The 12,560-nt window shown below is 40.8% G+C and carries 13 protein-coding genes and 2 pseudogenes; 6 read left to right on the top strand and 9 right to left on the bottom strand.

Going from position 1 to position 12,560, the window contains the following annotated elements:
* Positions 1-76: pseudogene (locus RM347_RS34700) on the bottom strand (IS200/IS605 family transposase); the annotation flags it as partial.
* 77 nt (positions 77-153) lie between these two features.
* On the opposite strand from RM347_RS34700, the pseudogene RM347_RS34695 reads away from it, so the two are divergent.
* Positions 154-681 (top strand): annotated as a pseudogene (locus RM347_RS34695) (IS701 family transposase); the annotation flags it as partial.
* Between the two features lie 222 nt (positions 682-903).
* On the opposite strand, the gene RM347_RS34690 reads toward RM347_RS34695, so the two are convergent.
* The 8 genes from RM347_RS34690 to RM347_RS34655 form a co-directional block, all read right to left on the bottom strand.
* Entirely contained in the window at positions 904-1,245 is a 342-nt protein-coding gene (locus RM347_RS34690) for a cupin domain-containing protein (RefSeq protein WP_322719265.1), read from the bottom strand.
* Positions 1,246-1,266: 21 nt separating this feature from the next.
* Positions 1,267-2,451, bottom strand: coding sequence for a Gfo/Idh/MocA family protein (locus tag RM347_RS34685; protein ID WP_322719264.1), 1,185 nt, complete (start codon positions 2,449-2,451; stop codon positions 1,267-1,269).
* Positions 2,452-2,595: 144 nt separating this feature from the next.
* Positions 2,596-3,765 carry a zinc-dependent alcohol dehydrogenase gene (locus RM347_RS34680; RefSeq protein WP_322719263.1) on the bottom strand — a complete coding sequence of 390 codons (1,170 nt, stop codon included), beginning with the start codon at positions 3,763-3,765 and terminating at the stop codon, positions 2,596-2,598.
* Positions 3,766-3,926: 161 nt separating this feature from the next.
* Positions 3,927-4,325, bottom strand: coding sequence for a hypothetical protein (locus RM347_RS34675; RefSeq protein ID WP_322719262.1), 399 nt, complete (start codon positions 4,323-4,325; stop codon positions 3,927-3,929).
* 62 nt (positions 4,326-4,387) lie between these two features.
* Positions 4,388-5,557 carry a zinc-dependent alcohol dehydrogenase gene (locus tag RM347_RS34670; protein WP_322719261.1) on the bottom strand — a complete coding sequence of 390 codons (1,170 nt, stop codon included), beginning with the start codon at positions 5,555-5,557 and terminating at the stop codon, positions 4,388-4,390.
* Between the two features lie 100 nt (positions 5,558-5,657).
* Positions 5,658-6,356 (bottom strand): SRPBCC family protein, encoded by a 699-nt coding sequence (locus RM347_RS34665; RefSeq protein WP_322719260.1) that lies wholly within the window; start codon positions 6,354-6,356, stop codon positions 5,658-5,660.
* Between the two features lie 80 nt (positions 6,357-6,436).
* A complete protein-coding gene (locus RM347_RS34660; RefSeq protein ID WP_322719259.1) occupies positions 6,437-7,534 on the bottom strand; it encodes a DJ-1/PfpI/YhbO family deglycase/protease in 1,098 nt (365 codons plus the stop codon).
* Between the two features lie 108 nt (positions 7,535-7,642).
* Entirely contained in the window at positions 7,643-8,044 is a 402-nt protein-coding gene (locus RM347_RS34655; protein WP_322719258.1) for a DUF2267 domain-containing protein, read from the bottom strand.
* Positions 8,045-8,411: 367 nt separating this feature from the next.
* Between RM347_RS34655 and RM347_RS34650 the strand changes: the two genes are divergently transcribed.
* The 5 genes from RM347_RS34650 to RM347_RS34630 all read left to right on the top strand — a co-directional run bounded on the left by RM347_RS34650 (position 8,412) and on the right by RM347_RS34630 (position 12,054).
* Positions 8,412-8,810, top strand: coding sequence for a DUF6335 family protein (locus tag RM347_RS34650; protein WP_322719257.1), 399 nt, complete (start codon positions 8,412-8,414; stop codon positions 8,808-8,810).
* A 649-nt stretch (positions 8,811-9,459) separates the two neighbouring features.
* Positions 9,460-9,951: an orange carotenoid protein N-terminal domain-containing protein gene (locus RM347_RS34645; RefSeq protein ID WP_322719256.1), complete on the top strand. Its 492-nt coding sequence runs from the start codon at positions 9,460-9,462 to the stop codon at positions 9,949-9,951.
* A 1,031-nt stretch (positions 9,952-10,982) separates the two neighbouring features.
* The gene (locus tag RM347_RS34640; protein WP_322719255.1) at positions 10,983-11,432 is read left to right on the top strand and encodes an orange carotenoid protein N-terminal domain-containing protein; all 450 of its coding nucleotides are present in this window, start codon (positions 10,983-10,985) and stop codon (positions 11,430-11,432) included.
* A gap of 76 nt (positions 11,433-11,508) precedes the next feature.
* Positions 11,509-11,724, top strand: coding sequence for a hypothetical protein (locus RM347_RS34635; protein ID WP_322719254.1), 216 nt, complete (start codon positions 11,509-11,511; stop codon positions 11,722-11,724).
* A 54-nt stretch (positions 11,725-11,778) separates the two neighbouring features.
* Positions 11,779-12,054: a hypothetical protein gene (locus tag RM347_RS34630; RefSeq protein ID WP_322719253.1), complete on the top strand. Its 276-nt coding sequence runs from the start codon at positions 11,779-11,781 to the stop codon at positions 12,052-12,054.
* Positions 12,055-12,560: the final 506 nt, after the last annotated feature.

Raw genomic sequence — 12,560 nt, 5'->3', positions numbered from 1 at the left:
CCTCACAGATAATTTCCTGTAGTCTTTCTGCTATTGCGTCTACTAGCACTTTCTTCCTGCGTTTGGGGATAAAGACACTGCGTTAAGTATTCTTCAAATCATCAGAAAATCATTTGAGGATACATAATAGAAATCCTGTATTTTACAAATAAATTTATCTTATATATTGATGGGTTAGGGAAATATTATTATTGCCCTCTGAAACGTAATCGACTTGTAGATGAGACGGGAAACCAAGAAGATTATAAAAAAATTGAATTATTATCTTGGGATAATGAGGAGTTAAAATTAGGTAAAATAGTTAAGATTAAGAAGTTCCCAGCCGCCAAAAAAGTGAAACTGTTCCGGGTAACTGTCTCCACCGACAGAACGGATTTTATCGCTACGAACGATTTATCTCAAGATTCTACGGACGTTGTACAACAAGTGTGTAAAGTCCGATGGAAAGTTGAGGAGTAACACCTTTGAATTAAAACAATTGACTGGCATTGAATCATGTCAATGCCGTAAGGGTCGTATTCAAAGAAATCATGAAAGCCTCGTGCTATTTTAGTCTGGCTTCGACTCAAAGATTTAGCTTATAAAACAGGTATTACAATCTATCAAATTAAGCATGGATTGTTATCAAATTATTTAGTTCAGCAACTAAAACGTCCGGATGTTCCCATGTTTATTGTCTAGTTGTTTGGCCCTCAGTGCAGCTGCGCCGCACTATCGCTTGTGACAGTTGCGTAAGTCCTGATTTTGAGCAATTCTTTCTAAGCTGCAAAGCATAGTAAAAAGGGGAACAAGTAATGTTGTTCCCCTACGAACGCTCTATATTCTATGCAATTGAAAGCGGCTATAAGTTTTTAGCGATACCTTCGGTGAGCTTCGCTAACGCAAAACTCAGATAACTGCAAATCAGTTTTCGTCTCGCCCGTGAACTTGAGCAGGTGGACTGGTTGCCTCAACAGCAGTAAATGGTTCTAGGATTTTGTAAGTGTGGGTAGCTCCTTTTGGTACTACCCAAGAACTCCCAGGCTCTAGTAAAATCGTTTGCCCTTCAATATGCAATTCTGCACGACCATTGATTACATAACCAACAGTTTCATATTCCCGTGCTGTTGGCTCTTTAGGTTCGTTCGGTTGCTCATTCTCCCATAGGCGCATGGAAATGGTTTTGCCAGATGCAAGATATTTCTGACCAAGTTGGCCTTTAGGGGAATGGCTAGAGTCTACTTTGATAACGGTTGTATCAGACATATTTTTTGCCTCTTTATACTTTTAAACTTTGATTGTTTTGCCAGTGCGAGCTGCTTGGTAAATTAGTTGCATCAGCCTGACATCTTGCAAACCTTCCTCACCAGGAGTTTTGGGCTGTTTATTTGCCATGATGGACTCGGATAAATGATCCATCTCTAGGGCGAATTGGTTCTTTTCCTCAATATTTTGTTCTTCGCTGCTGTTTTTGCGTTTGATTGTCAGGCGATGTTGGTAGTAGTCGGTAGCTGGGTCTAACTCTAAGGCTGCATCCGAACCAAAAACTTGGATACGCTTGGTATCTGCGTAGCCGTAGCTAGACGTGCAATTAGCAAGCACACCGCTAGGAAAGCGCAAAACGAAGTTGACATTTTCCTCGACTTCCCGAAAGCGGGGGTCGCCAGGAGTGCTGTACATCATGGCGCTAATTTCTTGTGGTTCCTCGCCTGTGATGTATCTAGCAGCATTCAAGCTGTAGATGTCAATGTCATAAAGGGAACCGCCGCCAGCTAGTTTTTTTTGTGCCCGCCAACGATCTGCCGGATCTTTGGGGTCGAGGTTGCGTCCGTGGTCAGAGGTTATGGTTTTCAGTTTACCGAGTTTGCCGCTTTGTGCCAGTTCGATCGCAGCGAGGTTGTACGGTTCATATTGAGCGCGGTAAGCAATCATCAACTTGCGATCGCCTTTTTTGGCAGCATCAATCATTGCTTGGCATTCTTCGACAGTAATAGCCATCGGCTTTTCGCACATGATATGCTTGCCAGCTTGGGCACCGCGAATGCTGTATTCGGCATGTAACCCGTTAGGTAAGATGATATAAATAACATCTACCTCCGGGTTATTGCGGATGGTATCGTAGTTTTGGTAATTGTAGATATTTTTTGAGTTAACGCCGTATTGCTGGGCTATGCCTTCAGCTTTGGTGCGATTTCCACTGACTAACGCTACCAACTTTGAACGCTTACATTCACCAAACGACGGAATAATCTGCTGCGTAGCAAACTTCCCTAAGCCAACAACAGCCCATCCTAACTTTTTTTCAGGAGGCATAGATGGTTCTTTCGCTGGTGCTGGCCCTGCTTGGGCTAGGGTACGATTAGGTTTGAATATAGTACCTGCTACCCCAAAGGTACTGAGTGCAATTAACCCAAAACCTGCTTTGTGTAATATAGTACGACGAGTAAATTCTGATTTTAGTAAATCAAACATGGAAGGCTAGGTGTTGGGGATTGGGCATGAGGCATTGAGCATTGGGAAGAGGCAGAGGGGTAGAATGAAGGATGCAGAGGGGAAAGAAGTAATTTTGTATTCTCTCCCTTGCCCCCTGCCCCCGTGCTTCTTCCCCACTCCCTACTACGGTTTGAGTACCACTTTGATGCAGTTATCTTTCTTGTGCTTAAAAATTTCGTAGCCGTGGGGTGCTTGTTCTAGAAGTAAGGTGTGAGTGATGATAAATGTCGGATCAATGTCACCGTTTTGGATATGTTCTAGCAAGGGTTTTAGATACTTGTGGACGTGGGTTTGTCCCATTTTGAAGGTTAGTCCCTTGTTCATGGCAGCACCCATCGGGATTTTATCTAAAAAGCCACCATACACACCCGCAAGTGATACGTGACCACCTTTACCAGCAGACACTATTACTTGCCGTAATGCCGTCGGACGGTCTGTTTCTAGACGTACTGCTTGCTTTACCTGGTCGTAGAATGCCATAAAGTCTGTGCCGTGCGCTTCCATTCCCACTGCATCTATGCAAGCATCGGGGCCACGACCGCCAGTCATTTCTTTGAGTGCTTCACCTACATCTACTTCTTCGTAATTGAGAACTTCGGCTTTGCCGTATTCTTTAGCCATTTGCAGACGTTCGGGAATGCGGTCAAAAGCGATGACACGTTCTGCACCTAACATATATGCGCTTTTAATGGCGAATTGTCCGACTGGGCCACAACCCCAAACGGCGACAATATCACCGGGTTTGATGTTGCAGTTCTCAGCTGCCATATAGCCAGTGGGGAAAATATCTGTTAAAAATAGTACTTGCTCATCCGTTAAACCATCAGGGATTTTGAGCAAGCCGACATCGGCAAATGGCACTCGTGCATACTCTGCTTGACCACCGGCATAACCGCCAAATAAATGGGAGTAGCCAAATAGACCTGCTGGGGAATGACCCATTTGCTTTTCTACTAACCAAGCATTGGGGTTAGAGTTGTCGCACAACGACCATAAATCTCGATTGCAGAAAAAGCAGTTACCGCAGGAGATGGTGAAAGGAACAACGACGCGATCGCCTATGTTGACATTTTTAACTGCACTTCCAAGTTCTACAACTTCCCCCATGAATTCATGACCAAGGATGTCGCCCTTTTGCATGGTGGGAATATAGCCGTCGTAAATATGCAAATCTGAACCACAAATTGCCGTAGATGTAATTTTAATAATGGCATCGCGTGGGTTAATAATTTTGGGATCGGGAACTGTATCCACACGCACATCGTTTGCTCCATGCCAGCAAACTGCTTTCATAATTATTTAGTCCTTAGTTGTGATTTTTGGCTAGTTAATATCAAGATAAATACTCGATTTAACCTGATTTTGAGACGCGATATTATCGCGTCTCGGTAACTACTCAAATCTGCTTAAAGAATGTAAGAGTCAAAAATTTAGACTCAAAATTTTATAGAAATCTAGCTTCTATCTCTGAGTTGTTTGCTAGGAGGATTTTGGTAATAACCCTCTTTATCTCTATCAAATGACCGTGCTTTGTCTCCGGCTCTGTTTTTTGCAGGGTCAAAAAACTCTTTTGTAGCTCTAGGAGTTTTTTCATCCAAGTTTAGCTTTTCGCGGATATTGTCAGCAGTTTCTTTTAATGGATTTTGAGCATCTCTGATTCGGCTATCGTTTCTGGTTTCACGTAGCTCATCTGGTATTCCTTTATAATAAGTACCCTCTGGAGTTTTAACATCAGCTTGCGCTACATCAACGTAGCTAAAAGCCTGACCCAGTAAGAACATAAATCCTACCAGAAAAACTACAAGAATTTGGGAAATCTGAACATTCCGCAACCATGAAATTACTCGATTCATAAAAAACCTCAATTGTATTATGTTAGGTGTACAATTCAAAACGCTGAATGACTATTCACCATTCAGGGTTTAAGAACAACTTTGATGCAGTTATCCTTTTTTTGTTGAAAGATATGGTAGGCGTGGGATGCTTGTTCTAGAGGCAATTGATGGGTGACAACGAAGGATGGATCAAGTTTTCCATCCAAAATCATCTGTAATAACAAATGCATATATTTTTGTCCATGCATTTGTCCCATCCTAAAGGTTAGCCCCTTGTTGAAGGCTGCACCAAATGGCATTTTGTCTACAAAACCACCATAAACACCCATGATTGAAAGAGTCCCGCCTTTACGACAGGCGACCATCATTTCCCGCAGAACGTGGGGACGGTCGGTTTCCAATCTGAGCTTTTGTTTTGTCTGGTCGTAGAAGTCTTCTAAACCAACACCGTGTGCTTCTAAACCAACGGCATCGATGCAAGCATCGGGGCCATGGCCACCAGTCATCTCTTTCAACGCTTCGCCAGCATTAACTTCTTCGTAGTTAATCACTTCTGCTTTGGCAAACTTTTTCGCCATTTCCAGGCGTTCGGGAAAGCGATCGATAGCGATCACTTTTTCGGCTCCCATCATATAGGCGCTAATCATGGCAAATTGTCCAACAGCACCGCAACCCCAAACGGCTACAGTATCACCCGGTTGAATATCGCATAACTCTGCACCCATATAACCTGTGGGGATAGCGTCAGAGATGAATAACAACATCTCATCCGGCAAATCTGGGGGAACTTTTACGACACCCACATCAGCAAAGGGTACACGGATATATTCTGCTTGTGCCCCTGCATAACCACCTAACATGTGGGAGTAGCCATAAATGGCTGAGGTGATATTGCCAAACAATTTTTCTTCAATCCAACCTTTGGGGTTGGAATTATCGCACAACGACCACATATCATGCTGGCAATAATGGCAATTACCACAGCCAATTGTTGAAGGAACAACAACGCGATCGCCTATTTTTAAATTGCTGACTCCTCTGCCAACTTCTACGACTTCTCCCATAAATTCGTGACCAATAATGTCACCCTGTTGCACTGTAGGGATATAGCCACCATAAATATGTAGATCAGACCCACAAATTGCCGTGGAAGTAATTTTAATAATCGCATCACGCGGGTTGAGAATTTTCGGGTCTGCTACCGTCTCTACCCGCACATCATTAGCACCGTTCCAGCAAACTGCTTTCATAGTTATTAATCATTAGTCATTGGTCATTAGTCATTAGGCATTAGTCATTGGTCATTAGTTATTCGTTGTAAGCAAAAGACCAATGACAAAGAACAAATAACTACTTGCGTCCAGAAGGCTGACCTTCGGTTGTGGCAATTTCGCCTGCTTCCATTAGCATTTTGAAGCGGCGCAATTCATCACCAATTTGCTGTTCTGGTTCTTCACCAAAAAGTTTAGCTACGGTAGCTGCCAACGCTCCACCTGGTGGGTTATACTCCAAAACAACCTTGACTTCGGTGCCGCGATCGCCTGGTGCTTTTTTGAAGCGGACAAAACCAGAATTATCAACATCTGCACCTTCCACAGAAGCCCAAGAAATAAACTCATTTTCCCGGTCTTCGAGAATATCTGCATCCCATTCCACGTTGTTACCCAAGGGTGCATTGGCTATCCAATGAGAACGTTTTTCGTTGTATACCTTGACAGATTTGAGATGCTTCATAAATGTGGGCAGATTCTCAAAGTTGTGCCAATAACGATAAAGTTCATCTGCTGGTTTATTGATCGTTACCGTCTTTTCAACTTTGATGGGTTGGTTAATACCAATTGCTTCCTGTGCTTGCTGAATCGTGCTTTGTTTGGTAGCACCTTGATAGAGCAAACCGCCACCAGCTAAAGCCGTCAGCGCTCCCCGCAAAGAACCTTGCCTTAAACCCATCAGCACCATCGCACCGCCACCAATGAGAGATGCCCAACGCTCTACTTCACTAGCTTCAGCCTGGTTTGTACTTGGTTTATCTCCTGATGTCGAAGTCACTTTTTTATATCTCCATCAATTCTCTGATCTTTCTGCCCATTAGTAGAGGCGCACAGATATGCGCCTCTACTAGCGGTTCGTTACATCGATACAGCAGCCCCTGTAGTCGGCTTAGGAGGCTGAATCTGAGCACCTATGCGCGCCCGATATAGTTCTACCAATCGCTGTTCGTATTTCAATAAATCGTGGTAAATTTCTTTGAAAATAGCAGTTGCTACTGGGTCAGTGTACATTGCACACAAATTGCCCATATCGCCGATACCAGTTTGAACATCCCCCAAAGCGGAACGTAACTGATATATGTCATCAGTTCCTGTCAAGGCAGTTTTCACCTTGGCATATTGATTGGCAATATTTGCTCCTAAAGAGGGTTTCTCGCCCAATCGGTGAAGATAAGTTTCCAGTTTTTCAATGTGGCGCTGTTTATTAGCAATGATTTCTTGAAAGACTGATTTTACTTGGCTATCTGATTCCTTTTCCAAATATTTCTCAAATGCTTCTAGCGAATAGCGTTCACCAGTAAGGGCAGTATTTAAACCTCTGGCAATATCACTTTTAGTTGAGCCACCCCAAGCATCAGCTAGTTTCCACCATTCAGCACTTGTATCTTTCTCATTTGGCAATGCAGCATCTTTGCCACCATAGCCCAAACGACTCAAAATAGCTGTAGTAAAAATTGGCAAGTCTCCGGGTTCACGGGATGTAATCAAATTTCCGTCAACTACCAGTGGCTCATCTAAATAATTTGCGCCAGCATTAATCATGTCCTTGGCAATAGCGATAAAACCAGTGGCTTGTTTACCTTTGAGCAAGTCGCCTTCAATCAAAACTTGTGGACCGTGGCAAACCGCAGCGACTAATTTTCCTTGTTGTATAGCTTCTTGGACAAAGCGTACTGTGTTGGGATTTCGCCGCATTCGATCGGGAGCCATCCCACCAGGAATCACCACTGCATCAAATTCGGCTGCGATCGCTTCTGTCGTAGTACCATCAGCTTGTACGCTAAGTTTGCCGCGTTTACCCTTATATTTTTCATTCATTCGGGAACCGAGAACTACTACCTCCATTCCCCCTTGTTTTAGTCCATTATAAGGAACTGTAAATTCTGCATCCTCTACTGCCTGTTCAATGAGGATAGCAACTTTTTTCTTACCGGAATGATTGTTATGGTCAGTCATAGATGGTATTACCTGTTTATTTCTAGTATTTAACTAGCTACAATATTCATCAATTAGGACGGTTAAATAGCCAGGGTTTTTCCCGAAAAATTTTTGTTTGAATTGCGACTATGCAGGTACTTCACTGGTTGGTGAAGTCCCAAATAGTTCTTCATAATCATGAGAAAAATGGGCGTGCAAGGCAGCAAATAGTTCTGGGTTGATAGCATTTTGCAAAACAGCAAATACAGCCCGAACATGAATCGCCGCAGTGGTTGGTTCTATATTTTCTTTTTGACTTGCACGCGCGATAAATTCCTGCAAGTTGAAGGAGTCACCGCTATCTCCTTCTCTGCCTCGCAAATAATCGCCTAATTGTTGGGGCAAATTTGTCGCCAATTCTTCTGCATCATCACCAGCTATCCGTTCTTTAAGGGTTTCTAGTGTGGCACGGGTAGCACGTTCTGCCTCTTCACGAGAATCTGATTGGGCAAGGCTTTGTACATGTGTAATGAACTCGTCGTATTCCACTGTCAACCTCCGCTTCTCAAAATTCTTGCTTGAATATTTTGTTATTTAGCATTCAGGTAGTTAAAACCATAAATAAAAGTTAAAATGCTAAACTTAAATTTTTATTTTTGCTCACTAATAAAAAATAGTTATGAGTCAAAAGTTGGCTACTGAATAATTTCGGTTTAATAACTCCTAACTCATAACTAAAAACTTCAACTACAAGTTGCTTGACCATGAATTCATATTTATAATCCTATGGCGCGATCGCTGCTTTAGCTTCGTTCCAAGGGGATAGATTATTTTATTTCTAAAGCTATACATCTCTAGTTAGACAAGTTAGAGACAGAAAAACGTTATTGTGAGAATGCACAAAAGGGCTAGTATCATGGCAGAAAAAAATCATAATGACGAAATTGAAACCAATGATTTGCCACAGGAAATTACCGAATCCTACGGTACTGGTGTGAAAGACTTGCCGGGATACAATATTGGTGGGCGAACGATGCGGCAGCGATGGAGCCAATATACACATACCAGCCCCGAAATCACTGGTGGTGATATTGATGCTAATTGGGAAGAAGAAGATACGGTAGGCGATGAAGCTGTTGGTGGTACTGCTCCTACTCCCGATCAAGATATAGTTCAAGAGATAGCAGCAGCTGTGGGCTTAGAAATGGATGATTTCGCATTTCTCCGCACTAACGAAATTTTAGAGGAACGTGACGATTCTCGATGGGAGTTAGATCCGAAGTCTTCTGAAGATTATCAAGATCGGCGAGAATAAGCTCAATAAAAGCAGAAGCCTTATTCCTAACTGTACATTCAAAAATTGGATGTCGCGGTTAATAAATTCATCTCTAAATTGGGCAGTGCTTTTATAAGCACTGTCACAATATAAATCAATACAGTTCAGTTAGCGGCAAAACCCTGAAATTGCGTAGGTTGGGGAGCCACTGCGCCCTTGCGGTTTCCCGACTTGTTCGCGTAGCGTCTCCCCTTGGGAGAACCAAGTGGCGTTTGAAGAACGTAGACTCAAAGAGGCTTCCCGCAGGGTAACCCAACATTTCTAGGGCTTTGTTGGGTTGCGCTTTGCTTAACCCAACCTACAATTTTTCTTAAATGAACCGTATTGCAATATAAATAACATCTATCTACCGAAATACCTTCTGAGAGTATCTCAATTTGGCAGTATTCCTATTGCTAACTCTTTCACCTTGCCTAGGATAAGCATTATTATTTTTTTGGCTTTTAATATTGGGTTTTGAGCTAACTGTAATACTTCTAATGTAGGACTAAACTTTGCCAGATTTATGTTCTATTTCTAATTCTTCTTCTTTATGATTCCGAGACATCTGTCTTCAGTAGGTTAAAACTCTAGATATACATTTGATAACGTTGCTAATAACACTGAAAAATTGCAATTGGAGTTAATAATGACATTTACACAAACTAGCGATCCAACTATTCGTGAACATGTTGAAGCTTGGCAAAAGTTGGATGTGGATCAACAATTGGCTTTGTTTTGGTTCATTTACAAAGAAATGGGTAGCTCAATTACGCCAGCTGCCCCTGGTGCCAGCACTGTTTCCCCAGAAATCGCTGAAGGTTTGTTTAATCAAGTTAAGGAATTATCTCACGAACAACAATTACAAGTTCAGCGTGATTTGATTAACAAAGTAGATAACCAAATTTCTCGTGAATATGGTTCTTTGGGTGATACCACTAAGCTACTATTTTGGTATCGATTATCTCAAGGTATGGATAATGGTACTATCATTCCTGTACCTTCTGACTATGAACTTCCCTCAGAATCTAAAGCCTTGTTTGGCAGAATTCAAGGATTAGGTTTTGAGCAACAGATTACTCTTTTCCGTGATTATGTTTCGCCAATGGGTGCCGAAGCAAAAGCAGGTGCTGAAATTTAGTAATTTTGAACTTTTTAGACTCCTTGATTCAACCTTTTTAGTTTCTGGATGACGATGGCTATTATACCAAGTTCATTCGATTGTAGTAGAAGGATTCGGGAATCAAAAAGTCTTTACTCGTCAGCAGATTTTCCAAACTAGGTGATAGGTGTTAGCGTAGGGTTAGCAACTCTTGCCTGCGATATGCAGCGTCACCCTCAGAAGAGGGGTAAGGGTCTTATACCCATTTATACCCCTTCTCTTAAAGTTTGTTATATTTGCCAGCCGCCTAATGTAAAGCTGTATTTTAATAAGTGGTATCTTTATTTTTTATTATTAAATAAACACAGAGTAAAAACTAAAACTCTTACTCTGTGATCATCTATGTCCTTAGGCCAGTTGCACCCTAAAGTCGTAACGCCCTTTGTTTTGTACTCAATATATTAAAAGTAATTATAGCTGATTTAATCTGCCTTTTGGTTGGTTTAAATATGCTTACTTTAGATTAATGTTCTATCTTTTTATAGTGTTTTATCTAAACTTAAATATTTTATATTGATAGATAGACAAGAGCGAAAGTCCAAATTTTTACATTGGAGATTTAATTAGTTTTTTCATATTTAATACAAAATTACCTCTTTGATAAATACAAAACTGTAACTAATTTACCATAAGTTTTTATAGCTGATAAAAGATGTTACTCGATCAAAGCTATATGTTTCAGTTCTTAATCCTTTAAATAGAAGCGATCACTAGACAGTATTCAGAGTTATTTAATACTTAAGATATGATACAATACCCACTAATAGAATAGATACATTACTAGTACAAAATCCTGCTAATTTCGGTAATCCTAATTCAGGACTGATACCTAAAATAACAGCTATTCTCTTGGCGCTAGTTGTTATTAACAGAGCAAATTTACCAAAATGGATTGATGTTCCCTGGTTGTGTTTTGGAGCAAAGCGATAGTCGAACTGGGTCAAGGCAGGATTACAATTTTCACTCAAAATTTTTTAGTTAATTAAGTAGTTAATTACTTCGAGGTGTTTATGACTTCTACAAATATCAATTTTTTAGAACAAAGTGTATCAAAATTTCAGAGTTTAGATATAGACGATCGCCTGACTGTACTAGCCTTACTTTACACTGAAATTTGTGATGAAATTCCAGCGCTCTGTCTCAATAATGTACCAAATGAAAAGAGTGCGAATTTAGTTGCACAAATTCAAAACCTCCCACAGGCAGAACAGCTCTTTGCTTTGCGTCAGTTGCTACACCAAGATGAAGTAGGAGAAACAGCAATTCCTACTGAAGAGTATACTTCAATGAGCGCTGACGATAAATTGGCTTTTTGGTATCAGGTTGCCCAAAATTTGGGAACTTCAATCATCGGTGTACCAAATGACTATATACCTTCTGAAAAAGCTACAGAAGTAGTAGATTTACTTCACACACCGAACATTGAAGATTTAGTGACTTTCTTCAAACGAGTGCTGTAACAGTTTTAAGCCAAGAATCAAAGGTGGGGTATAGCCTCACCTTTATTTTTAAGTTAATTATTTTAAGTTAATAATTATGGTATCTTCTCCTGAACAGACAAAAAACGTAGACTATAATTTTAAAGCGCAGAAGCAAAACGGACTTAAAAAATTTTTGCCGTTACGTAGAGTGTTTATACTGTTAGCTGTGATTGTTTTTATTGGCTTCTGGGCTTACCAAATTGATATTACCTTGCCAAAAACACCAAATATTAACAATACATATACACCTTTTACACAGCCAACAGCCTAAGAAATTGGTTCCTATGATGTACTCGGTAAGGTTGTTAGTAAAGACGCAGCCGCAATGCTAACGACAGATGAAGAGAAACAGCTACTATCAGCAGATAATGGTGCTGTAGCTATAACTCAAGACTCGATCAAACTTGGTCGCAAAAGTTTTTATACAGAAACCTTTGGTAATGAATTTTTCTTGACTGATGTTACTGGTACTTTGGATGGGCCGCTAAATATTGGAAATTTAACGAAAGCGATCGCTTCCCTTGGTGGTAAGCATACAACAAATCTGCAAGTTACTTTAGATAGAGATATAACTGTGGGCGATCGCAAGGCTCACTTTTAACTCGCTATCAGGCTCCAGTATCGTCAAACCTGATATGGACTACTGTTTTTTGGTTATACCTTTGTCGAAATAAGCCAGAGTTTCTGAAATCCTTTCCTAGACAGAACTATAAATAATTAAGCTTAGTCTAAATACTTATTTAAAAGTATTTTTTTTATCCGACTAGAGGCTGATGAAGATAAAACATTTGATTAGTTTCCTAGAAAGGAGAGCCAACACAAATATCAGATGAAATGGCAACTGTTTGATTTTGTGTCACACAATCTGCAAACGACGAGGAATTCAAATGTTTTTTCACACAAAACGGTTACAGTATTTCACACCACCAACAAATCCCGATCCCGTTTATGCCAAGAAGCTATCCCTCTTCTGTCACTTTCCGGGTATTCTAAATAAAAGAATAAAAAAAGAAAACCCTGAAAGGTAAGTGGGCCAATGGATGTAGAGTTACAAATCCTGAAACATTTGGCAAGAGATGCTCACCCAACAGTTGCCATCATAGATGA

The sequence above is a fragment of the Nostoc sp. ChiQUE02 genome, from assembly GCF_034531305.2.
GTDB lineage: Bacteria > Cyanobacteriota > Cyanobacteriia > Cyanobacteriales > Nostocaceae > Nostoc.
The sequence above is the reverse complement of the archived record's forward strand: the minus strand, read 5'-3'. Positions and strand labels throughout refer to the sequence as shown.